Here is a 21,652-nt window from a genome sequence, read left to right on the forward strand (position 1 = left end):
GGGGAAGACTGATGAAGCTTATTGGCAGTTACACCAGCCCTTTTGTCCGCAAGATTTCCGTGATGCTGCTGGAAAAGGGGATGGCGTTCGAATTCGTTAACGATCCGCCGTATGAACCGGGCAGCCGGGTGGTTGAGCTGAACCCCTTGGCCAAAGTGCCGGTGCTGGTGGCCGATGATGGCGCCGTATTTTACGACTCGCGGGTGATTGCCGAATACCTCGAAATGTTGTCCGTGGCCCCGGCGTTTTTGCCTGTCGAACGCGCCGCCGCGTTGCGCATACGCCAGGTGGAAGCCTTGGCCGATGGCGTGACGGAGGCTGCCGCCACGTTGTTTCGCGAGAGCAAACGGGCGTCGGAAAAACAGGACGAAAACTGGATCTTGCGCCAGCGAGACAAGCTGACGCACGGACTGGATGCGCTGGAAAAACTGGCGCAGGAAAAAACGTTGCTCAATGCCGAAGCGCTGACGCTGGCGGATATTGCTACCGGTTGTGCGCTGGGCTACCTGAATTTCCGCCGCATCATGCCCAACTGGTGCGTCGAGCGACCGGCGCTGATCAAACTGGCCGAGCGGCTGTTTGCCCGTGAAAGCTTTGCCCGCACCTTGCCCCCCTGATTTCCCTCACCCCGCTGCGGCGGGGTTTTACTTGATGCGAGACCTCTACACTGAAACCGAGCGACCATGAGCACTGAATCCCAGCTTCTTTACAGCCAGTTACCCGCCATCGATCGCCTGTTGCGCGATCCCGCTATCGAACCGCTGGTTACGCAGCACGGACAAACGCTGATTGGTGAGTTACTGCGTCAATTGCAACTGCAGGCGCGTGAAACCATTAAACACCACCAAAGGTTACCCGACTGGTGCGGTGACTGGGCACAGGCGCTCAGCGCGGAGCTGGAGCAATGGCAGCGTCCGGCATTGGCACCGGTATTCAACCTCAGCGGCACCGTGCTGCACACCAACCTTGGCCGGGCCCTGTTGGCGCAGCCGGTGATAGAGGCGGTGACGAGTTCCATGGGCGTGGCGGTAACGTTGGAATACGATCTGGACGGTGCCGGTCGTGGTCACCGCGATCGCGCGGTGGCGGATTTATTATGCCAATTGACCGGCGCGGAAGACGCCTGCATCGTCAACAACAATGCGGCTGCGGTGCTGCTGATGCTGGCGGCGATCGCCCCCGGCAAGCAGGTGGTGGTGTCGCGTGGCGAACTGGTGGAAATTGGCGGTGCGTTCCGCATCCCTGACGTGATGCGCCAGGCCGGTTGCCAACTGGTCGAGGTCGGCACGACCAACCGCACCCACCTGAAAGATTACCGCAGCGCGATTAACGAACAGACCGGGCTGCTGATGAAGGTGCATACCAGCAATTACAGCATCCAGGGCTTTACCGCCGCGGTGGAAGAAGCCGAACTGGCGCAGCTCGGCGCAGAGCATGGCCTGCCGACCGCCACCGATCTGGGCAGCGGCTCATTGATTGATATGGCGCAATACGGTCTGCCGGCGGAACCCATGCCGCAGCGGTTGCTCGCCGCCGGAGTAGATTTGGTGACGTTCTCCGGCGACAAGCTGCTCGGCGGCCCGCAGGCCGGCATCATCGTCGGCAAAAAGGCGCTGATCGCCAAGCTGCAGCAACACCCTCTGAAGCGTGCGCTACGCGTTGGCAAACTGACGCTGGCGGCGCTGGAAGCGACTTTACGACTCTATCAACAGCCCGAACTGTTGGCACAACAGCTGCCGACGCTACGGCTATTGACCCGCCCGCAGCAGGCGATGCAGGGTTCTGCCGAACGCCTGTTGCAGGTGCTGGCGCCGCAGTTTGCCGGGCATTTCCAACTGCGTGCCGAACCCTGCTGGTCGCAGATTGGCAGCGGTTCGTTGCCGGTCGATCGGCTGCCCAGCTATGCGCTGACCTTTGCGCCGCTTGATGGCCGTGGCGCAACGTTGGAAGCGTTGGCAGAACGCTGGCGTCGGCTGCCACAGCCGGTGATCGGCCGAATTAACGACGGCAGGCTGTGGCTCGATCTGCGCTGTCTGGAGCAGGAAGACGCGCTGATTGAGGCCCTGAGAGAATGATTATTGCTACCGCCGGCCATGTCGATCATGGCAAAACCACCCTGCTGCAAGCGATCTCCGGGATCAATGCGGATCGCCTGCCGGAAGAAAAACGCCGTGGCATGACCATAGATCTGGGTTATGCCTACTGGCCGCAGCCCGATGGCCGGGTGTTGGGCTTTATCGACGTGCCGGGACACGAGAAATTCCTCGCCAATATGCTGGCGGGCGTTGGTGGCATCGACCATGCCTTGCTGGTGGTGGCCTGCGACGATGGCGTGATGGCGCAAACGCGCGAGCACCTGGCGATACTGCGATTGAGCGGGCGTCCGGCGCTGACGGTGGCCTTGACCAAAGCCGATCGGGTGGATAAAGCGCGTGTCGAAGAGGTTCGACAGCAGCTTGACGAGGAGCTGACGCGCCAGGGGTGGCAACAGGCACCGGTGTTTGTCACCGCCGCGCCGCAGTCGCAGGGAATCGACGCACTGCGCGCGCATTTGCTGGCGTTGCGGCCTGACGAACATGCGGTAACGCGCCGCTTCCGCCTGGCGGTGGATCGCGCGTTCAGCGTGAAAGGCGCTGGTTTGGTAGTGACCGGTACCGCACTGGGTGGCCAGGTGGCGGTAGGCGACACGCTGTGGCTGACCGGCGCCGACGCGCCGGTGCGGGTTCGCGGTTTGCACGCGCAAAACCAACCGGTTGAGCAAGCGCAGGCTGGACAGCGTATTGCGTTGAATATTAGCGGTGACGTCAGCAAAGATCAGGTCGCACGCGGCGATTGGTTGCTGGCGCAAAAGCCCCCGATCGCCGCCGAGCGAATTCTGGTGGCGTTAGATAAGGATTTGCCGATAAAGCACTGGCAGCCGCTGCATTTACATCATGCCGCCAGCCATATTACCGGACGAGTTTCGTTGCTCAGTGATGGGCTGGCGGAACTGATCCTTGACCGTCCGCTATGGCTGGCCGAAAACGATCGGTTGGTGCTGCGCGATATTGGCGCACGCCAAACCCTGGGCGGCGCAAGGGTGCTGAGCTTGACGACGCCCAAACGGGGTAAGCGCCAACCCGAGTATTTGGCCTGGCTGGCGGCGCTGGCACAGGCCGACGATGACTGTCAGGTGTTGGCGCTGCATTTGCCCAAGGGCGCGCTGGATCTGGCGGCCTTTGCCTGGGCACGACAACTGACCGAGAAACCGTTGGCGAAGTTGTTGGCGAGTCATGAATTGCTGATTGCCGGTGATAGGGCGTTGGCGCAGGAGAATGCACAGCTGGATCAACAGCGTCTGCTGCAGGTGTTGGCCGAGTATCACCAGCAGCATGGCGATCAGCTCGGCCTGGGGCGTGCGCGCCTGCGGCGCATGGCTGTGCCGCAACTGTCTGAGCCGCTGGCATTTATGATGATCGATCGGCTGCTGGCTGCCGGTTTGCTTAGTAATACGCGCGGGTGGCTGCACCTGCCGGAGCACGGTTTGGCGTTCAGCGCCGAAGAGCAAATCCTGTGGGCCCGTATTGAACCGCTGTTCGGCGACGAAGCCTGGTGGGTACGCGATCTGGCTGCCGAATTGGGCGAGGACGAGGCATGGGTGCGGACCACGCTGCGTAAAGCCGCTCAGTTGGGCCATGTCACGGCAGTGGTGGTGGATCGTTACTACCTAAGCCAACGGATAGAACAATTCGCCGCGTTGATCCGTGAACTGGATGAAACGCAGGGCAGCGCCAACGCCGCCGATTTTCGTGACCGGCTTGGCGTGGGGCGTAAACTGGCCATTCAGGTGCTGGAGTTTTTCGACCGCAGCGGATTTACCCGCCGCAAGGGTAACCAACACCTGCTGCGCGACAGCGGACTCTATACCCGTCATACCTGAAGCTGCCTCTGCGTTGGCTGCCAGCACTCACCCCAGTCACTTACTTGAGTAAGCTCCTGGGGACTCATGCTCTTGCCGCGTTACTCGGCAAAGCCTCGCCCCGTTGGGGCCAGCGCAAGCGCTGTTCAACAAAGCCGTGGCTTTGTTGTGATGCAACTCCAATCATTTTGGGTATAGCCGTGTATTTTGATTAAGTCGCGAGGTCATCAGGATGAATACTGAAGGTTTATCACCACTGCCCATAAGAAAGATGATGAAAAGTATGCCGGGTTTGTGCGAGAGAAAGAACAGAGGTGCTTGACGCTAGAGGCACTTAGTGACGTTGAACAGATGAATTTTATCAGCCATGAGGCGGTACTGGCATGGGCTATAAGTTTGAGAACTGATTCATCTGACTGATAGAGTTAAATCCAGTGTAAATCTTGAAACACGGAAAGAGATATCGTCTCTTCCCGTGTCGTTAGCTCGGCGCTTGTTATAACGCAGCGTTAGGCGTCGGCGTTGCATCGCCGCTGCGGCGTTTGCTGAGGAACAGCGCCACCAGTGCCAGCCAGCACAGGCCACTGAGCAGGTTGAACAGATTGAACAGCCCGCTGCCGCCCCACACGTAAGCCACTTTTGCCAGCTCGATACCGACGGTGAACACCATCATGCTCAACATGCCCATGGTGGCGGAGACCGTGCCTTTGCTGACGTTGCTTGAGAACAGCGTCAAACGGTACAGCCCGGCGTTGGCCAGCCCGATGCCGAAAGCGTACAGGCTGAGACCCGCAGTCATCCACAGATAGGCATGGCTGGAGAATATCGTCGCCAGCGCCGCGATCAGCAAACCCAGCATCATCGGCCCGGCACCCAGCTTGATCAGGCGCGGGACGCTGTTCTTGCCGGTGAGACGTGCCAGCGTCAGGTTGCCGAGGATCAGCGCACCGAACACCGGAATTTGCAGCAGACCGTAATCCAGCGTCGACAGCGACTCGCCGCTGATCAGGATCACCGGCGATTGGGCAATCCAGGCCAGCAGCGGCAGGCTGGCGAAACCGATGGCCAGCGCGCCGCAGATAAAGCGGCGGTTGGACAATACCTGACGATAGTCGCGCCACAGGTTGGCGGCCGAGAATTTCTCACCCTGCAGCGAAGCCGTCTCCGGCATGGCTTTCCACAGGCCGTAAAAGGCAAACGCAGCCAGTGCGGCGAACAGTACGAACATGCTCTGCCACGGCGCGACGTGGATCAGCGCGGCACCGGCCAACGGCCCCAGCAGCGGGGCAATCAGCGCCACGTTGGCCATCAGCGCGGTGATTTTGATGCACACCGACTCTTCAAACGACTCCTGGATGGTGGCGTAACCCACTGCGCCGATAAAGCACAGGCCAATCCCCTGCAGGAAACGCATAAAGATAAACTGTTCGATGCTGGTCACCAGCAAAATAGCCAGACAGGCGACGATAAAAAACGCCACGCCGGCCAGCATGACCGGGCGACGCCCGCGCCGATCCGACAACGGCCCCAGCAGCCATTGCAGGAAAATACCGCCGGCCAGATAGGCGGTCATTGAGGTTGGCACCCACTCTTCACCGGCGTTGAAATCGGCCACTACCGCCAACATGCCAGGTTGGATCATATCGTTGCCGATATAGGTGGCAAATTCGAACAGCACCAGACAAAGCGGGAATAAAAGCGCCTGTCGACCCAAGCGAGCCGCAGGTGGTAAAGTAGTTTTCATATTTATCGTACTGAAAGTAAAGAAGAAATAAGGAACTGCCAGGGCGGGAAGCGCAATCTGAGCGAGTTGTGGCGGCTATTTTGCCGCCAATTGTTCACCTTAGCAACGATAAGGTGTTGTTTCAGCACATTCTGATATTCGCCGTCAGGGTTGCCACCCACACTTTCGCTCTATAACCTTATTTTAACAAATCAAGATGACAATATTGCGGGCGATCTTTTGAGCAATAAAATTGGCTGGATAGATAACTTGCGCGCCGTAGCGTGCATGATGGTGGTGATGATCCACGCCACCACCTACTACGTCACCAGCGGGGTGGCGGTGGGCGAACATAACTGGGACATCGCTAATGTGCTGAACTCCCTGTCGCGCGTTTCGGTACCCCTGTTTTTCATGATTTCCGGCTACCTGTTTTTCGGCGAGAAAAGCGCCGGCAAAAAGCATTTCATCCGCATTGGTTGCTGTATTGCGTTTTACAGCGCGGTCGCGCTGATTTATATCGCGGCGTTTACCAAAATCGGTTTCTGGCCGTCGCTGCGCGGCATATTGTTAAAGCCGGTGTTCTACCATCTGTGGTTCTTCTATGCGATCGCGGTGATTTATCTGCTGTCGCCGCTGATCAACGTCAAGCCGGTATCACGCCGCTATCTGGCCGGCGTGTTGGTGATCCTGGCGGTGGTTGCCAATCCCAATACCAGCTCGCTGACCCTGGGTAACGCTCACCTGCTGCCGGTCAATCTGTATATCTACGGAGACACCTTTTACTACCTGCTGTACGCGTTGGCCGGCCGGGCGATTGGCATGATGGACACCCAGGGGCGAGGTACCAGTTGGCTGGCGATATTGGGGTTTGTGGCTAGCGTGGCGTTGATCGTTCAGGGCACCAAAAGCCAGATGTTCATCAACGGTAACTTTGCCGATACTTATTACATCTACTGTGGGCCGCTGGTGTTTATCGCGGCGGTATCCCTGGTGGTATGGTTTAAAAATTGTCTGCCCGAGCCTATTGGCTGGTTGGGCGTTTTTTCCCGACATTCGCTGGCAATCTACGGTTTTCACGCCATTATCGTCAATTTTATGCGCAGCCGTCACCTGACGCTGACCGCCCATCCGTTACTGGATATCTTCTGGGTATTCGGCGTGGCGTTGGCGCTCAGCCTGCTGTTGTCGATGGGATTGCAGAAAATAGACTCTCGGCGGCTGGTGTCATAACGCGGTCGAGCCGCGCTGCTGGGCACGCCGCAGTTGACGACCGGAGGAAAACCCCGCCGCCAGCGCCGCCTTTTCCAGCCCATAGCCCTGTTGCAGCCGCTGCTGCGCCACCGCCAGCCGCAGCTGTTCATGGTATTCACGCACGCTGATGCCGACATGGCTACGGAACAGCCTGGCCAGATGGCGGCTGCTGACATGGGCCTTTTCCGCCACCTGCGGCACCGACCATTCGGCCTCGGGTTCGGCGGCCATCACGTCTTGCGCACGGTGCACCGCCGGGTGCAGATGGTTGCGGTAACGCAGCCAGGGGGAGAGCTGCGGATCATCGCCGGAACGGCGAAAATACACCACCATTTCGCGGGCAATCTCCATTGCCCGTATTGCACCGCATTGGCGGTTAATCAAATGCAGCGCCAGATCGATACCGGCGGTAATGCCGGCGCTGGTGTACAGGTTGCGGTCTTCAACAAAGATACGGTTCTCTTTCACCTGCGCGGCCGGGGCCTGCTGACGCATGCGTTCGATCACATCATGGTGGGTGGTGCACTGATAGCCGTCGAGTAGCCCGGCCTGCGCCGCCAGCAGGGCGCCGGAGCAGATACAGACCAGCGTGATGCGCTGCTGCTGCAAATCGGGTTGCAGCGCCGCCAGCCAGTGGCGGGCCTGTTCGGCCGCCTGATGGTCAAAATCGCTGCGTGAATCGCGTGCGCCGGGCACCACCACAATAGCGCCGTCTTCCAGTCGGGTGGGCAGCGGCTGCAGCTGGCTCAACGTCATGCCAATCGAGCAGGTGATCTGCGGCAGTGGGCTGATGTAGCGCAGGCTGAATGCCCCGGCCAAACGCAGGGTTTCGGCCGGGCCGCTGACGTCCAGCGACAGCGCGTTGGGCAACATCAAAAAATAGACGGCCTGCGGCATGATTACTCCTGTGAGAGTTGCGCCAGCACTTCATCCACGCTGGCGAGCTGGGCGAAGCGGTCGACCAGCACCGTCTCAGTATGCCGCTTGAGTTGTTCGGTGGTAAAGACTTCTCCACTGGGATGCTGCATCGGGAAAGTCATCGTGGCCTCGGTGACGAAAGTCACCCGATAACCGAGATCGGACGCCACCCGGGTGGTGGTTTCGCAGCACTGTTCGGTGCGGATGCCGGAGATAATCAAGTGATCGATATCCCGTTGGCGCAGCCAGGCGTCCAGACCGGATTCGGTCAGTGCATTGTGCACCTGTTTATGAACGGTGACGTCTGCCTGATGGTTGAGGAACGGCAGCGGTTTTACCCAGCCGGATGCCAGCGAAAACGGCCCCTCCGGTGATACGTGGAAAACATCAACCAGGGCTATGCCCTGCCGGCGACAGCCTTCGATCAGCCGTGTCAGTGCCTGCTGGAAAGCGGGCAGATCTTCTTCCTGCCAGAATGGGCGATGCTGGAATGATTGTTGAACATCGATGATCAATAACGCGCTCTGTGACATTTTCGGCCCTCCGCCAATGGGTATGACGCCATACTGCGCCGTTACTTTGTCTGGCAGAAGGCCAAAAACGGCCATCATGGTGACATCAACGGACCAGCATCAGGCTTTGCCGACCTGGCCAGCGACCAGCCGCCCCTGATGGAAAGTGGCCGTGCGCGCCGGCAGGCGTGCCACCGCCTCGGCGGAGCAACTTGCGTTGACCAGTACAAACTCTGCGTTGTCCCCGGCCTGCGGCCAGACGCGTTGGCCTTTGTCGTTCAGCGGCAGCACGCCGCCGGTCGAGATTGCCATAGCACGGGAGAGGTGGAATTCGTCGGAGCCGCGGTAAAGTTGGGCGTAAAGGTTGGCTTTTTCCAGAATGTCTCCGCTGCCGAACGGTGACCAATGATCTATCACGCTGTCGGTTCCGGTCATCACAAATACCCCTTTTTCACTGAGCTGCGGCAGCGGCATCATCAGCCCGCCAATCGGCACCGTAGAGGCGATGGTGATTTGCTGCGCCGCCAGCCGGCTAGCGGTTTCCTCCAGTTCACTCGGGTTCAGCACGGTTAGGGCAAACGCATGGCTGATGGTGACTTTACCGCGCAGCGCCGGGTTCTTTTCTACGGTGGCGATCATGTAGTTGATTGCCGCTACGCCGGCGGGGCTGGTTTCATGCAGGTGGATATCGACGCCTTTGCCGGTGTCGAGTGCAATCTGGAACATCGCATCCAGCGACTTCTCCATGGCGCCGTCAACGTTGGTCGGATCCAGTCCGCCGACGTATTGCACCCCCATCTGCATGGCCTCGCGCATCAAGCCGTCGACTTTGGAATGCAGCAGGCCATGCTGCGGGAAGGCGACGATTTCACAGCTGAAGTCCGCCCGGTGGTTTTCCAGCGCACGTTGCAGGTGTTCCAGGCTTTTCAGCCCGCTGACCGGATCGATATTGCAGTGGCTGCGTGCCACGGTGCTGCCTTTCGATTGCAGCAAGGCGATCAGGTTTTCCGCACGCTGCTGCGAGGTGGGCAACAGCTTGGGGATCAAGGTCTGTTCGAGCGCGATCATGTCCATGATGGTTTTGCCCTGACGTGGGCGCGGTGCCTGCCATGGGCCGCTGTAGAAGGTTTTATCCAGATGGATATGCATGTCGCGAAATGCCGGTAGCAGCAGTTGGCCCTGCGCCTGATAGCGCGCTACCCCGGCGGGAGGCGTTGCTTCTTTCGGGTGAACTGCGGCAATTTTTCCGTCTTTGATTTCAAGCTGATACAGCGCGGTGCGGGTGCCGATCACCGTCTCGCCATCGTACTCAAAACCGTCTTCCAGTCGAACGTCGCTCAGCCAGTAGTGGCTGTCGGTCAGGGTCATAGGTGTGCTCTCTGGTATACATGCGTTGCTCGCTGGCGCGGCGGCTTGCGCCACGCCCCCCGTCAGACCAATGACTGCGCAGGCGGTGGTGAGCTTGCCGGTTTGGCTGAGGAAAGCTCTGCGGCTTTGTTGTTGGTTTTTTTCCACGTTCAATTCCTTAATCCAGAGGTGAGGTGCGTCAAAAGACAGCCACCAATTTAGGAGAGGAGCGCGTGGGTTGGCAGTGACATTTGCCACTGGCGACTATTCGATTTGGCAATAATAAGGGGGCGCTGTTTGGCCCCCTTTCGGTTTTACATCAACGGTAACAGACGGGAATAGAGCTCGCGGAAGGTGCTGCGCAGCGCGGTGTACTGCTGGTGGCGCTCGGCATCCGGTGTATGTACCTGTTCCAGCGGCAATTCAGGCAACAATTCAGCCAGTGGGCGCTGCGGGTTCAGGGCAATCTGAGCCAAGCGAGCCGCTCCCAGCGCCGGGCCAACATCGCCGCCGGTGCGGTATTCCAGCCGCTGACCGCTGATATCCGCCAGCATTTGTCGCCAGAAGGGGCTGCGCGCGCCGCCGCCAATCAGGGTGATACTGGACGGCTGCAGACCGCTGGCGTGCAGTACGTCCATGCCATCAGCCAGGGCGAAACCAACCCCTTCCAGCACGGCGCGCGCCAGGTCGGTTGGCCCATGTTGGTGAGTCAGGCCCCAGAATGCGCCTTTGGCGTTAGGATTGTTGTGCGGCGTACGCTCGCCTGAAAGATAGGGCAGGAACCACAGCGGCGCTGCCGCCGGCGGTGCCTGTTCGACATTGCGCAGTAGGGTAGCGACGTCCTCGACGTTGGTCAGTTTGCATACCCAGTCCAGGCAGGATGCGGCACTGAGCGTGACCGACATCAGGTGCCAGGTGTCGGGCAACGCATGGCAGAAACTGTGTACCGCGCTGGTCGGGTTACTGAGAAAACCGTCGCTGACGGCAAAATAAACGCCGGAGGTGCCGAGTGACAACATCGCCTGCCCCGGCTGATACAGGCCTACGCCGATCGCCCCGGCGGCATTATCACCGCCGCCGGCCACCACCGGCACTGGCGACATGCCCCAACGTTTGGCCAGTTCAATATGGGTCTGGCCGGTGATCTGATTGCCTTCGAGCAGCTGTGGCATCTGGCGGCGAGTCAGGCTGCATGCCGCCAGCATCTCCTCGCTCCAGTCGCGCCGCGCCACGTTCAGCCAGCCGGTTCCTGCGGCGTCCGACATGTCGCTGGCGAATTCGCCGGTGAGGCACCAGCGCAGGTAATCCTTGGGCAGCAGGACTTTATCTATACGTTTGAACAGCTCGGGCTCATGCTGCCGTACCCACAGCAGTTTGGGGGCGGTAAAGCCCGGCATCATCAGGTTGCCAGTGATTTGCCGCGACTGCGGCACCGCCTGTTCCAGCGCCAGACACTGTGCGGCGCTTCTGCCGTCGTTCCATAAAATCGCCGGGCGCAGCACCTGCTGACGTGCATCCAACAGCGTGGCACCGTGCATCTGACCGCTGAGCCCAATGGCTTTTACCTGCTGCAGGCTGTGTTGTTTGCCCAGCGCCAGCATCGCGCGGTCGGTGGCGTGCCACCAGTCCTGCGGGGCCTGCTCTGACCATAGGGAATGAGGACGGGAAATGGGCAGCGATTCACCGTGGCTGGCGAGCAATTGGCCCTGCTCGCTGAGCAAAATAACTTTTACGCCGGAAGTGCCGAGATCGATGCCGATATACATGGTTGAGGATCCTTAAAGGCGCGGCGTGTGCCGCGCGATCGGTTAGCCGAACAGATAGCGGTTCATCAGGTTTTCGAGCTGTTCCTGACGGCCGCTGACGTGCTGCGGCGCCAGTGCATGGCCTTCAGCGTACTGCGCCAAGGCTTCGAGCGACAGTTTGCCCTGCAAAATTTGCTGGCCCAATTCACCATTCCAGCCGGCATAGCGTTTCGCTACCTGCTGATGCAACTGGCCGTCAGTCACCATTTTTGCCGCGACCTTCAGTGCCAGTGCCATAGTATCCATGGCGCCAATATGACCATAGAACAGATCGTACTTGTCGGTGCTTTGACGGCGGACTTTGGCATCGAAGTTCAACCCACCGGTGGTGAATCCCCCGGCGTTGAGAATTTCGAACATCACCAGCGCGTTCTCTTCTACGCTGATCGGGAATTGGTCGGTATCCCAGCCCAGCTGTGGGTCACCCCGGTTGGCATCGACAGAGCCGAAAATGCCCAGCGCAATGGCGGTGGCGATTTCATGGTGGAACGAATGGCCTGCCAGCGTGGCGTGGTTGGCTTCGATATTCACCTTGATCTCTTTTTCCAGGCCGAACTGCTTAAGGAAACCATAGACGGTGGCGACGTCGTAGTCGTACTGATGTTTGGTCGGTTCCTGCGGTTTGGGCTCAATCAGCAGGGTGCCCTGGAAACCGGTTTTGTGTTTATGCTCCACCACCATCTGCATAAAGCGGCCAATTTGCTCACGTTCCTGGCGCAAATCGGTATTGAGCAAGGTCTCATAGCCTTCACGCCCGCCCCACAGCACGTAGTTTTCACCGCCCAGGCGCTGGGTGGCGTTCATGGCGGTGAATACCTGGGTGGCTGCCCAACTGAAGATTTCCGGATCCGGGTTGGTGGCGGCCCCGGCGCCATAACGCGGATGGGTAAAACAGTTGGCGGTGCCCCACAGCAGTTTCACGCCGCTGCTGTGCTGCTTTTCTTCCAGCACGTCGGTCATTACCGCAAAGTTGTGCAGATACTCTTTCAGCGAGGCACCTTCCGGTGAGACGTCTACGTCATGGAAGCAGTAGTAAGGTACGTTCAGCTTGTGGAAGAACTCGAACGCCACGTCGGCTTTGCGTTTGGCCAGCGCCAGCGCGTCGCCCGGCTGCTGCCAGGGACGATCGAAGGCACCGACGCCGAACATGTCCGCGCCGTTCCAACAGAAGGTATGCCAGTAACAGGCGGCGAAACGCAGATGTTCCGCCATGCGCTTGCCAAGCACCAGTTCATCCGGATTGTAGTGATGAAAGGCCAGGGGGTTATTGCTGGCTGGGCCTTCGTAGCGCACTTGCTCAAGCTGATCAAAATAAGGTTGCATTATCGACTCCTGGGTAGCAATGCCCGAGTTACGGGATGGCTTTATCTTCGGAGTTTGCGGCAGACGGCTCAATTACGTTATTTCACACTTAAATTCACAGAATTATTAAATGTGCGGCAGATCCCATAATAAGGGTTTAACCGTGCTTTATTTAAGGCTTCTTTCATTTTTATTTGTCGATGTGCTGTTTTACAGCGTGAAAGCATGACCGCCATCATAAAAATAACATTAAACCAAAAATCGTAATTGGCCGGTAAAAATCAGTAATTGCCGAAGTATAAATAAGCGACAACAATCTGCTCGAAGCTGTGTAATCGGCCTATTTCAATTACCTTCCTTATGCTTTAAATAACAAAGGTATATAAGATGAAATTTAAACCTGTGTTCCTTTCTGTCTGCGCGCTGCTGGCGCTGGCCAGCCAACCGGCGTTCAGCAAAGAAGTCAAAATCGGCATGGCGATCGATGACCTGCGCCTGGAGCGCTGGCAAAAAGACCGCGATATCTTCGTCAGCAAAGCCAAGTCGCTGGGGGCAGACGTGTTTGTCCAATCCGCTAACGGCAATGAAGAAACCCAAATGGCGCAGATCGAAAATATGATCAACCGCGGCGTCGACGTGCTGGTGATTATTCCTTATAACGGCCAGGTGCTGAGCAACGTCATCAGCGAAGCCAAACGGGAAGGCATTAAGGTCCTGGCTTACGACCGCATGATCAATAACGCGGACATCGATTTCTACATCTCCTTTGATAATGAAAAGGTCGGCGAATTGCAGGCGCAAAGCCTGGTGCAGCGGGTACCGCAGGGCAATTATTTCCTGATGGGCGGCTCGCCGGTGGATAACAACGCCAAGCTGTTCCGCCAGGGCCAGATGAAGGTGCTGCAACCGCTGATCGACGGCGGGAAAATCAAGGTTGTGGGCGATCAGTGGGTTGATGGATGGCTGCCGGAAAACGCATTGAAAATCATGGAAAATGCGCTGACCGCCAACAATAACAAGATTGACGCGGTGGTGGCTTCTAACGATGCCACCGCCGGTGGCGCAATTCAGGCGCTTGCCGCACAGGGCCTGGCTGGCAAAGTGGCCATTTCCGGCCAGGACGCCGATCTGGCGGCGGTGAAGCGTATCGTCGCCGGTACCCAGACCATGACGGTCTATAAGCCAATCAGCAAACTGGCCGATGAGGCAGCGGGCATTGCCGTGCAGCTGGGCAAGGGCGAACAGCCGAAAACCAACGCCAGCTTAAATAACGGCAGCAAAGAAGTGCCCTCCTGGTTATTAACGCCGATCCCGGTGGATAAAGCGAATATCGACAGCACTATTATTGCCGACGGTTTCCACAAAAAAGCCGACATTCAATAATTCCGAAAGCCGGTAATGTGGAGGGAATAATGCCCAACCTATTAGAAATGAAAAATATCACCATGCAGTTCGGTGCGGTTAAGGCGGTGGATAATGTCAGCCTGAAACTGGAAGCTGGCCAGGTATTTTCGCTGTGTGGTGAGAACGGTTCGGGAAAATCCACCCTGATGAAAGTGCTGTGCGGAATATATCCACACGGCAGTTATCAGGGAGATATTTATTTCTCTGACGATTTATTGACGGCGAAAAATATTCGCGACACCGAGCAGAAAGGTATTGCCATCATTCACCAGGAGCTGGCGCTGGTAAAGCAGATGACGGTGCTGGAAAACATGTTTCTCGGCAATGAATGGCGCCGCTACGGGGTGATGGATTATGACGCCATGTACCTGCGCTGCCGACGTATGCTGGCGCAGGTCAAACTGGAGGTGGATCCCAATACGCCGATTGGCGAACTCGGGTTGGGGCAGCAGCAACTGGTGGAGATCGCCAAGGCGCTGAACAAACAGGTTCGGCTACTGGTATTGGATGAACCTACGGCTTCGCTGACGGAAAGTGAAACCGCCACGCTACTGGCGATCATCGGGGATCTGCGCGATCACGGTATTGCCTGTATCTACATTTCGCACAAGTTGAACGAGGTGAAGGCGATCTCGGATCTGATCTGCGTGATCCGCGATGGCAAGCACATCGGCACCGGTCCGGCGGCGGAAATGAGTGAGGACGACATTATCGCCATGATGGTGGGGCGAGAGCTGACCGAGCTGTATCCGCAACAACAGCATGAGATAGGCGAGGTGATCCTGCAGGTGGATAACCTGACCGCCTGGCATCCGGTTAACCGTCAGGTTCGCCGAGTGGACGATGTCTCTTTCAGCCTGCGGCGCGGCGAAATACTCGGCGTTGCCGGGCTGGTCGGCTCAGGGCGTACCGAAACCATGCAGTGTCTGTTCGGCGTCTACCCTGGTCGTTGGCAGGGCAGCATTACCCTCAATGGTCAGCCGGCCACTATCAACAACTGCCGTCAGGCGATGCGCTACGGTATTGCCATGGTGCCGGAAGACCGCAAGCGTGATGGCATCGTCCCCGTGATGGGCGTCGGGGCCAATATGACGCTGGCGGCGCTGAGTGATTTCAGCGGCATGCTGACGGTCATCGACGACGCCCATGAACAGGCAACCATCCGCCAGTCGCTGGCGCAGCTGAGGGTGAAAACCTCCTCGCCAGAACTGGCTATCGCCCGCTTGAGCGGGGGCAATCAACAGAAGGCGATTCTGGCCAAGTGTATGCTGTTGAAGCCGAAAATCCTGATTCTGGATGAGCCGACGCGCGGCATCGACATTGGTGCAAAACAAGAAATCTATAAATTAATCAATCAACTGGTACAGCAGGGGATTGCGGTGATCGTGGTTTCTTCCGAGTTGCCGGAAGTGCTGGGATTAAGCGATCGGGTGTTGGTGATGCACCAGGGGCGCATCAAGGCTTCGTTGATCAACCGCGGTTTGACCCAGGAACAGGTGATGGAAGCCGCTTTGAGGAGTGAAACAGATGTCGAAAAACACGCAGTCTGAAGCGTTGGTAGCGGCAAGGGTGGAGAAAAAAACGACGATGAAGCTGAAATCCATCAATTTGCAGGTGTTTGTAATGTTGGCGGCGATAGTCGTCATTATGCTGTTCTTTACCTTTACCACCGAAGGGGCCTATCTCAGCGCGCGTAATATCTCCAACCTGCTGCGCCAGACGGCGATCACCGGCATTTTGGCAGTCGGAATGGTGTTCGTGATCGTTTCAGCGGAAATCGATCTGTCGGTCGGTTCGATGATGGGGCTGCTGGGCGGCGCGGCGGCGATTTTTGACGTCTGGTTCGGTTGGCCGTTGCCGCTGACCATCGTGGTGACGCTGGTGGCCGGTCTGCTGTTGGGGGCCTGGAACGGCTGGTGGGTTGCCTATCGCAAAGTCCCTTCGTTTATCGTCACTCTGGCGGGGATGTTGGCCTTTCGCGGCATCCTGATCGGCATCACCAATGGCACCACGGTGGCACCGACCAGCGGCGCCATGTCGCAAATCGGTCAGAGCTATTTACCGGGTGGGCTGGGTTTCGGTATCGGTGCGGTGGGGCTGATGCTGTTTGTGGCCTGGCAATGGCGGCGGCGCAGTCGACGCGTACAGCTGGGGTTGCCGGTAGCCACGCCGACCGGTGACGTAACCCGGCAGAGCATTTTGGCGCTGCTGGTACTCGGCGCAATCTATTTGCTCAACGACTATCGCGGGGTGCCTACGCCGGTGCTGATCCTGACCGCGCTGATGCTGGCGGGGATATTTATGGCCACCCGCACCGCCTTTGGCCGTCGGATTTACGCCATCGGCGGCAATATTGACGCTGCGCGCCTGTCGGGCGTCAACGTCGAGCGCACCAAACTGGCGGTGTTTGCCATCAACGGTCTGATGGTGGCGATTGCCGGTCTGATCCTCAGTTCGCGGCTGGGTGCCGGTTCGCCTTCGGCGGGCAATATTGCCGAGCTGGACGCCATTGCTGCCTGCGTGATTGGCGGCACCAGCCTGGCCGGAGGCATAGGCAGCGTGGCCGGGGCGGTGATGGGGGCGTTTATCATGGCCTCGCTGGATAACGGCATGAGCATGTTGGACGTACCGACTTTCTGGCAGTACATCGTCAAGGGGGCCATTTTGCTGCTGGCGGTGTGGATGGATTCCGCCACCAAGCGCCGGGCATAAGAATATATCCTTCATACTTGAAGCTGCATCTGTGTTGGCTACACTCACTCACCCGAATCACTTACTTTAGTAAGCTCATCGGAATGAGTCCCTTTGCCGCCTTGATACGACTCCAATTACTTTGGATATAGCGCCCGCGGTCACAGTTATGAGGTGATGCTTGCTGCTCTCGCAGAGAATACCCTGTAGCTTTCAAGTTGCAGCCAGGCGACTCACTCGCCATCCCCAGACAGGGTAGGGGCGCTGCATGCTGCGCCCGCCTTAATCGGGGCGAATTTATTCGCCCCCTACCTTCACTGGGGGTTACCGGGGATACCGCATGTTCGAAAAGCGCTTTCGCATTACGTTGCTGTTCAACGCCAATAAAGTGTATGACCGCCAGGTGGTTGAGGGCGTTGGTGAGTATTTACAGGCTTCACAGTGCGATTGGGACATCTTTATCGAAGAGGATTTTCGTTGCCGTATCGACAACATCAAGGACTGGTTGGGCGATGGGGTGATTGCCGATTTCGACGACCGTGAAATCGAACATTTGCTGCATAACGTCAGGGTGCCGATCGTCGGTGTGGGCGGCTCTTATCATCGTAATGAGGATTACCCGCCGGTGCATTACATCGCCACGGATAATCAGGCGTTGGTTGAGGCGGCGTTCAGCCACCTCAAGGACAAGGGCATTAATCGCTTTGCCTTCTACGGCTTGCCGAGCGAAGGTGGTAAACGTTGGGCGCAAGAGCGTGAACATGCTTTCCGTCAGCGGGTGGCGCTGGAGCAGTATCAGGGCGTGGTCTATCAGGGCATGGCCACTGCGCCGGAGAATTGGCAATACGCCCAGAACCGGCTGGCGGACTGGGTACAGACGCTGCCGCAGCAGACCGGCATCATCGCCGTGACTGATGCCCGGGCACGCCATCTGCTGCAGGTTTGCGAACATCTGGACATTGCGGTGCCCGAAAAGCTGTGCGTCATCGGCATCGACAATGAAGAGCTGACGCGCTACCTGTCGCGGGTGGCGCTGTCTTCCGTGGCGCAGGGCACCCGCCAGATGGGCTACCGTGCCGCCAAGCTGCTGCATCAGTTGCTCGATCGTCGTGAGCTGCCGCTGCAACGTATTCTGGTGCCGCCGGTGAAGGTGATCGAGCGCCGTTCCACCGACTTTCGTTCGCTGCGTGATCCGGCGGTGATCCAGGCCATGCATTATATTCGCCATCACGCCTGTAAGGGTATCAAGGTCGAACAGGTGCTCGATGCGGTAGGGCTGTCGCGTTCCAATCTTGAAAAACGCTTCAGAGATGAAACCGGCGAAACCATCCACCATGTAATCCATCAGGAAAAGCTGGATCGGGCCTGTAACCTGTTAAAGGCAACTTCATTGACCATCAACGAGATTTCGCAGATGTGCGGCTACCCCTCACTGCAGTATTTTTACTCGGTATTCAAGAAGGGTTACGACATGACGCCGAAGGATTACCGCGAGCGTTACGGTGAGGTCGGGTATTAGTGCTTGCTTGTTTAATGTAGCTTTGTTGGCTACATTTGTAGCTAATAAGGCTACATAGAGAAGCACCATGTACGACTCTTTGCTCGATCTTTTATTCAGTGAATATCGACGAAAAGTGCTAAATCTGCTGCTAATGCAGCCGGAGCAGGCATTTCATGTGCGCGAAATTGCGCGTCGGACCGCAACTCAGGCCGGTACTCTACATAAAGAGTTGAGCAAGTTGGCGCTGGGCGGCATTCTGCTAAGACTGCCCCAAGGGAAGCAGATTTATTATCGCGCTAACCCCGACTGCCTGATTTTTGCAGAGTTGGTAGCGATTTTCCGCAAAACCTCTGGGGTGGCCGCACGTTTGCGGCAGTTATTATCCGAGCTTAATGCTGAGCTTGAGCTGGCGTTTATTTTTGGTTCGATCGCCAGTGGTAAAGCGACGGCAGACAGTGACATAGACGTCCTGATCGTCGGTCACTTGTCTTTTTCTGAGGTGATCAACGCGTTTTACCCGTTACAGCAGGAACTGGGTCGAGAAATTAACCCCAAGCTGTACTCGCCGGCAGAGTGGCAAATGGCTTTGGCGGAAAACTCAGCCTTTATTCAGGATATTATGAGTAAGCCCCAGCTAAGGATTTTGGGAGGCAAGGATGACGTTAGACAACCTGATAGGTCTTGGCCTGGAGGCGATACAACCTGACGCGGGCGCCATCAGAAAATTACTCTCCGCCGCTGCGCGTAACCAGCATGATGCCAGCATCACTTTGCTTAGCAATGAAACACGTTTTGATGCGGCCTATAAAGCGGTTATGCAAATTGCCAATGCTGCTCTGCAGGCGGAAGGTTTTCGGACTTCGACAAATAAACCTGGTCATCATCAGCTAATGATTCAATCGTTGCCGCTTACCCTGGGTATCTCGCGTGAAGCAATGATCTGTCTGGATGCTTTGCGAAAACAACGCAATATCGCTGATTACTCAGGTGATTTAGTGACGGATGCAGCAGTGTACACCTGCCTGGAACAAGCCGAGGCACTGTGGTTGGCGATTAATGATTGGTTGTCACTCAAACATCCGCATCTTTTGGAATAGCCTGTTCACACCAATCCGCAAAACGCCTTCAGCCGTTCAGCCAGTGCCGGGGTGGCGGCGGGGGCACCGTCGCGGTAATACAGCGCCAGTTCGATGCTGTCGATCGGCGGTAACCCTTCGGCGATGCCGAGCACCCGGTGGCTGGGCAAGCGACAGCTCGCTGGCAACAGCGTGACGCCCAACCCGGCGGCGGATGCGGCGGTGAGAGCCGCCAGACTGGCACTGCTGTAGCCGATGCGCCAGCGCTTGCCAAGGTTATCCAGCGCCTGGCACAGGTCATCGCGGTATAGGCCATTTAGCGGGAACACCGCCAGCGGTACCGGGGATTGTTCGATGGCCGGAAAGGCCAGGCTATCCAGCCACAGTAGCGGCTCCGGCCTGGCGGCGCGCGGAGGTTGACTACGACGCTGTTTCACCAGGATCAGGTCCAGTTCTTCACGGGCATAGGCGCTGTGCAGATCGGCGCTCAGGCCGCTGGTGACGTCCAGCCGCAGGTGCGGGTGCGCCCGGCTGAATTCCGCCAGCAGTTCAGTAGTCGGCGCCGCGAAATCCTCCGGCATCCCCAACCGCAGTACGCCGTCGCGCCAGATACCGGTCAGGGCGTCGTGTGCCTCTTCATTCAGCGCGATGATCCGCCGCGCATAGCTCAACAGTTTGACGCCTTCCTCGGTCAGCAACACCTGATGAGAGGAGCGCTCAAACAGCGGTTTACCGAGCATCTCTTCCAACCGGCGCACCTGCTGGCTGACGGTAGACTGCGATAAAAATACCCGGTCCGCGGCGCGGGTGAAGCTACCGCTGTCGCACACGGCGACAAAGCTGAGCAATAACTGCGGATTGAACATCGGGTAGCGATTCATTTTCCCACTGCTGGCTATTTTATTATTTAATTTCCCAATACTAGCGGCGTTGCCTAGAGTAATGCAACGCTGCGGCGTACAGGTTGTGACGTCGCACTCTTCACCCCGGAAGTTCAGGAATAGACCGTGTTAAATCATTTTATTGCTCCCCCTTTCTTACGCCGCTGGTTCAATCCCCTGCTGTGGGTACTGGTGCTGATTGGCTTGAATATGCGGCCGTTGCTGACGTCTATTGGCCCGCTGCTGCCGACGCTGCGCCAGGCTACCGGGCTGAGTTTTGGCGGCGCGGCCCTGCTGACCACCTTGCCGGTGTTGATGATGGGGCTGATGGCGTTGGCTGGCGGTGCCATCAACCGTTTGTTCAGTGAACGCACCAGCGTTGTCCTGAGTTTGCTGGCCATTGGCCTGGGTGCTGCCTGGCGCGAGCTGGCACCGGGCAGCACGCAGTTGATGTTGAGTGCGGTGCTGGGCGGGCTGGGAATTGGCGTTATCCAGGCGGTGATGCCCGGTATTATCAAGCATCATTTTCTCAAGCAGATGGCGTTGGTGGCCGGGCTGTGGTCGGCGGCGCTGATGGGCGGCGGTGGACTGGGGGCGGCGATTACCCCCTGGCTGATGAGTGTTGGCCATGACTGGCATAGCGCGCTGGCCTGGTGGGCAGCACCGGCGCTGGTGGCGTTGATCGCCTGGTGGCCCGTCAGCCGAGGTTTGGCACGCCTGACGCCATCCGGTACTGCTCGCGGACCGAGCTTATGGTGCAGCCGTCGCGCCTGGTTGCTCGGTGCCTATTTCGGTTTGATTAATGGCGGCTACACCAGCCTGATCGCCTGGCTCCCCCCTTATTACATGCAGCTCGGCTGGCAGCCGCAGGCCAGTGGATCGCTATTGGCGCTGATGACCTTCGGCCAGGTCGTGGGGGCGCTGCTGTTGCCCGCCTTGGCGCGCGCTACGGACCGCCGTCCGCTATTGTTGCTGGCGCTGATCATGCAGTTGGCAGGTTTCATCGGCCTTATCTACCTGCCGCAAACGCTGCCTTGGCTGTGGGTACTGCTTTCCGGCCTGGGGCTGGGCGGTGCGTTCCCGCTGTGTCTGGTGCTGGCACTCGACCATATTCCGCACCCGGCGGCGGCGGGGCGACTGGTGGCGTTTATGCAGGGTATCGGCTTCCTGCTGGCGGGTACGACGCCGTACATTTCCGGCCTGTTGCGTGATTACAGCGGTGGCTTTGTGCTCGATTGGCAAATTCACGCACTGCTGGTGGTGGTGCTTATCGCCATCACCTGGTGCTTCCATCCGCACAGCTACCGGCGAGCGTTCGCCGAATAATATTTCTGTCATTG

At 58.1% G+C, this 21,652-nt stretch carries 18 protein-coding genes; 11 read left to right on the plus strand and 7 right to left on the minus strand.

All coding sequences use genetic code 11. The annotated features are described in order from the left end of the window. Positions 1-11: 11 nt before the first annotated feature. From H0S68_RS00235 to selB, 3 genes are all read left to right on the plus strand, one after another. Entirely contained in the window at positions 12-617 is a 606-nt protein-coding gene (locus H0S68_RS00235) for a glutathione S-transferase (RefSeq protein WP_116691495.1), read from the plus strand. Positions 618-683: 66 nt separating this feature from the next. After that, positions 684-2,075 carry an L-seryl-tRNA(Sec) selenium transferase gene (gene selA, locus H0S68_RS00240; protein ID WP_201895873.1) on the plus strand — a complete coding sequence of 464 codons (1,392 nt, stop codon included), beginning with the start codon at positions 684-686 and terminating at the stop codon, positions 2,073-2,075. Continuing rightward, on the plus strand, positions 2,072-3,919 hold the full coding sequence (gene selB, locus H0S68_RS00245; RefSeq protein WP_130016571.1) for a selenocysteine-specific translation elongation factor: 1,848 nt from the start codon (positions 2,072-2,074) through the stop codon (positions 3,917-3,919). Before selA ends, selB begins: the two co-directional genes overlap by 4 nt. 475 nt (positions 3,920-4,394) lie before the next feature. Here the strand turns inward: selB and H0S68_RS00250 are convergent, their stop codons facing one another. Beyond that, the gene (locus tag H0S68_RS00250; RefSeq protein ID WP_128864800.1) at positions 4,395-5,642 is read right to left on the minus strand and encodes an MFS transporter; all 1,248 of its coding nucleotides are present in this window, start codon (positions 5,640-5,642) and stop codon (positions 4,395-4,397) included. 219 nt (positions 5,643-5,861) lie between these two features. Here H0S68_RS00250 and H0S68_RS00255 point away from each other — a divergent pair, with 219 nt between their 5' ends. Next, the gene (locus tag H0S68_RS00255; RefSeq protein ID WP_174573583.1) at positions 5,862-6,854 is read left to right on the plus strand and encodes an acyltransferase; all 993 of its coding nucleotides are present in this window, start codon (positions 5,862-5,864) and stop codon (positions 6,852-6,854) included. Here H0S68_RS00255 and H0S68_RS00260 read toward each other — a convergent pair. The 5 genes from H0S68_RS00260 to xylA all read right to left on the minus strand — a co-directional run bounded on the left by H0S68_RS00260 (position 6,849) and on the right by xylA (position 12,780). Continuing rightward, positions 6,849-7,772 (minus strand): GlxA family transcriptional regulator, encoded by a 924-nt coding sequence (locus H0S68_RS00260; RefSeq protein ID WP_128864802.1) that lies wholly within the window; start codon positions 7,770-7,772, stop codon positions 6,849-6,851. The genes H0S68_RS00255 and H0S68_RS00260 overlap by 6 nt on opposite strands. 2 nt (positions 7,773-7,774) lie before the next feature. Further along, the gene (locus H0S68_RS00265) at positions 7,775-8,326 is read right to left on the minus strand and encodes a cysteine hydrolase family protein (RefSeq protein WP_128864803.1); all 552 of its coding nucleotides are present in this window, start codon (positions 8,324-8,326) and stop codon (positions 7,775-7,777) included. Positions 8,327-8,425: 99 nt separating this feature from the next. Beyond that, on the minus strand, positions 8,426-9,820 hold the full coding sequence (locus tag H0S68_RS00270) for an amidohydrolase family protein (RefSeq protein WP_201895871.1): 1,395 nt from the start codon (positions 9,818-9,820) through the stop codon (positions 8,426-8,428). Positions 9,821-9,966: 146 nt separating this feature from the next. Further along, on the minus strand, positions 9,967-11,418 hold the full coding sequence (gene xylB / locus H0S68_RS00275) for a xylulokinase (RefSeq protein ID WP_410529072.1): 1,452 nt from the start codon (positions 11,416-11,418) through the stop codon (positions 9,967-9,969). A 42-nt stretch (positions 11,419-11,460) separates the two neighbouring features. Then, the gene (gene xylA / locus H0S68_RS00280; RefSeq protein ID WP_020824691.1) at positions 11,461-12,780 is read right to left on the minus strand and encodes a xylose isomerase; all 1,320 of its coding nucleotides are present in this window, start codon (positions 12,778-12,780) and stop codon (positions 11,461-11,463) included. 366 nt (positions 12,781-13,146) lie between these two features. Here xylA and xylF point away from each other — a divergent pair, with 366 nt between their 5' ends. The 6 genes from xylF to H0S68_RS00310 all read left to right on the plus strand — a co-directional run bounded on the left by xylF (position 13,147) and on the right by H0S68_RS00310 (position 19,452). Further along, positions 13,147-14,142: a D-xylose ABC transporter substrate-binding protein gene (gene xylF / locus H0S68_RS00285; protein WP_020824692.1), complete on the plus strand. Its 996-nt coding sequence runs from the start codon at positions 13,147-13,149 to the stop codon at positions 14,140-14,142. 29 nt (positions 14,143-14,171) lie between these two features. Further along, a complete protein-coding gene (locus H0S68_RS00290) occupies positions 14,172-15,713 on the plus strand; it encodes a xylose ABC transporter ATP-binding protein (protein WP_410529073.1) in 1,542 nt (513 codons plus the stop codon). Then, complete coding sequence (gene xylH, locus H0S68_RS00295; protein ID WP_130016576.1) at positions 15,691-16,875, plus strand: xylose ABC transporter permease XylH; 1,185 nt, start codon at positions 15,691-15,693, stop codon at positions 16,873-16,875. The genes H0S68_RS00290 and xylH overlap by 23 nt, the downstream gene beginning before the upstream one ends. A 319-nt stretch (positions 16,876-17,194) precedes the next feature. After that, the gene (gene xylR / locus H0S68_RS00300) at positions 17,195-18,373 is read left to right on the plus strand and encodes a D-xylose utilization transcriptional activator XylR (RefSeq protein ID WP_142816159.1); all 1,179 of its coding nucleotides are present in this window, start codon (positions 17,195-17,197) and stop codon (positions 18,371-18,373) included. Positions 18,374-18,440: 67 nt separating this feature from the next. Next, positions 18,441-19,061, plus strand: a complete 621-nt coding sequence (locus H0S68_RS00305) for a nucleotidyltransferase domain-containing protein (RefSeq protein WP_410529074.1) — start codon at positions 18,441-18,443, stop codon at positions 19,059-19,061. Continuing rightward, a complete protein-coding gene (locus H0S68_RS00310) occupies positions 19,012-19,452 on the plus strand; it encodes a hypothetical protein (protein WP_020824697.1) in 441 nt (146 codons plus the stop codon). Before H0S68_RS00305 ends, H0S68_RS00310 begins: the two co-directional genes overlap by 50 nt. 5 nt (positions 19,453-19,457) lie before the next feature. Here the strand turns inward: H0S68_RS00310 and H0S68_RS00315 are convergent, their stop codons facing one another. After that, complete coding sequence (locus H0S68_RS00315; protein ID WP_020824698.1) at positions 19,458-20,312, minus strand: LysR family transcriptional regulator; 855 nt, start codon at positions 20,310-20,312, stop codon at positions 19,458-19,460. A 126-nt stretch (positions 20,313-20,438) separates the two neighbouring features. Here H0S68_RS00315 and H0S68_RS00320 point away from each other — a divergent pair, with 126 nt between their 5' ends. Further along, on the plus strand, positions 20,439-21,638 hold the full coding sequence (locus tag H0S68_RS00320; RefSeq protein WP_020824699.1) for a cyanate transporter: 1,200 nt from the start codon (positions 20,439-20,441) through the stop codon (positions 21,636-21,638). The last annotated feature ends 14 nt before the right edge of the window (positions 21,639-21,652 follow it).

Source organism: Serratia sp. AXJ-M (assembly GCF_046531865.1).
In the GTDB taxonomy this organism is placed as follows: Bacteria; Pseudomonadota; Gammaproteobacteria; order Enterobacterales; family Enterobacteriaceae; genus Serratia; species Serratia liquefaciens.

Bases quoted from the DNA above. Each gene is read 5' to 3' on its own strand.
- H0S68_RS00235 (WP_116691495.1), top strand. From the start codon at position 12: ATGAAGCTTATTGGCAGTTACACCAGCCCTTTTGTCCGCAAGATTTCC.
- selA (WP_201895873.1), top strand. From the start codon at position 684: ATGAGCACTGAATCCCAGCTTCTTTACAGCCAGTTACCCGCCATCGAT.
- selB (WP_130016571.1), top strand. From the start codon at position 2,072: ATGATTATTGCTACCGCCGGCCATGTCGATCATGGCAAAACCACCCTG.
- H0S68_RS00250 (WP_128864800.1), bottom strand. From the start codon at position 5,642: ATGAAAACTACTTTACCACCTGCGGCTCGCTTGGGTCGACAGGCGCTT.
- H0S68_RS00260 (WP_128864802.1), bottom strand. From the start codon at position 7,772: ATGCCGCAGGCCGTCTATTTTTTGATGTTGCCCAACGCGCTGTCGCTG.
- H0S68_RS00265 (WP_128864803.1), bottom strand. From the start codon at position 8,326: ATGTCACAGAGCGCGTTATTGATCATCGATGTTCAACAATCATTCCAG.
- xylB (WP_410529072.1), bottom strand. From the start codon at position 11,418: ATGTATATCGGCATCGATCTCGGCACTTCCGGCGTAAAAGTTATTTTG.
- xylA (WP_020824691.1), bottom strand. From the start codon at position 12,780: ATGCAACCTTATTTTGATCAGCTTGAGCAAGTGCGCTACGAAGGCCCA.
- xylF (WP_020824692.1), top strand. From the start codon at position 13,147: ATGAAATTTAAACCTGTGTTCCTTTCTGTCTGCGCGCTGCTGGCGCTG.
- H0S68_RS00290 (WP_410529073.1), top strand. From the start codon at position 14,172: ATGCCCAACCTATTAGAAATGAAAAATATCACCATGCAGTTCGGTGCG.
- xylH (WP_130016576.1), top strand. From the start codon at position 15,691: ATGTCGAAAAACACGCAGTCTGAAGCGTTGGTAGCGGCAAGGGTGGAG.
- xylR (WP_142816159.1), top strand. From the start codon at position 17,195: ATGTTCGAAAAGCGCTTTCGCATTACGTTGCTGTTCAACGCCAATAAA.
- H0S68_RS00305 (WP_410529074.1), top strand. From the start codon at position 18,441: ATGTACGACTCTTTGCTCGATCTTTTATTCAGTGAATATCGACGAAAA.
- H0S68_RS00310 (WP_020824697.1), top strand. From the start codon at position 19,012: ATGACGTTAGACAACCTGATAGGTCTTGGCCTGGAGGCGATACAACCT.
- H0S68_RS00315 (WP_020824698.1), bottom strand. From the start codon at position 20,312: ATGAATCGCTACCCGATGTTCAATCCGCAGTTATTGCTCAGCTTTGTC.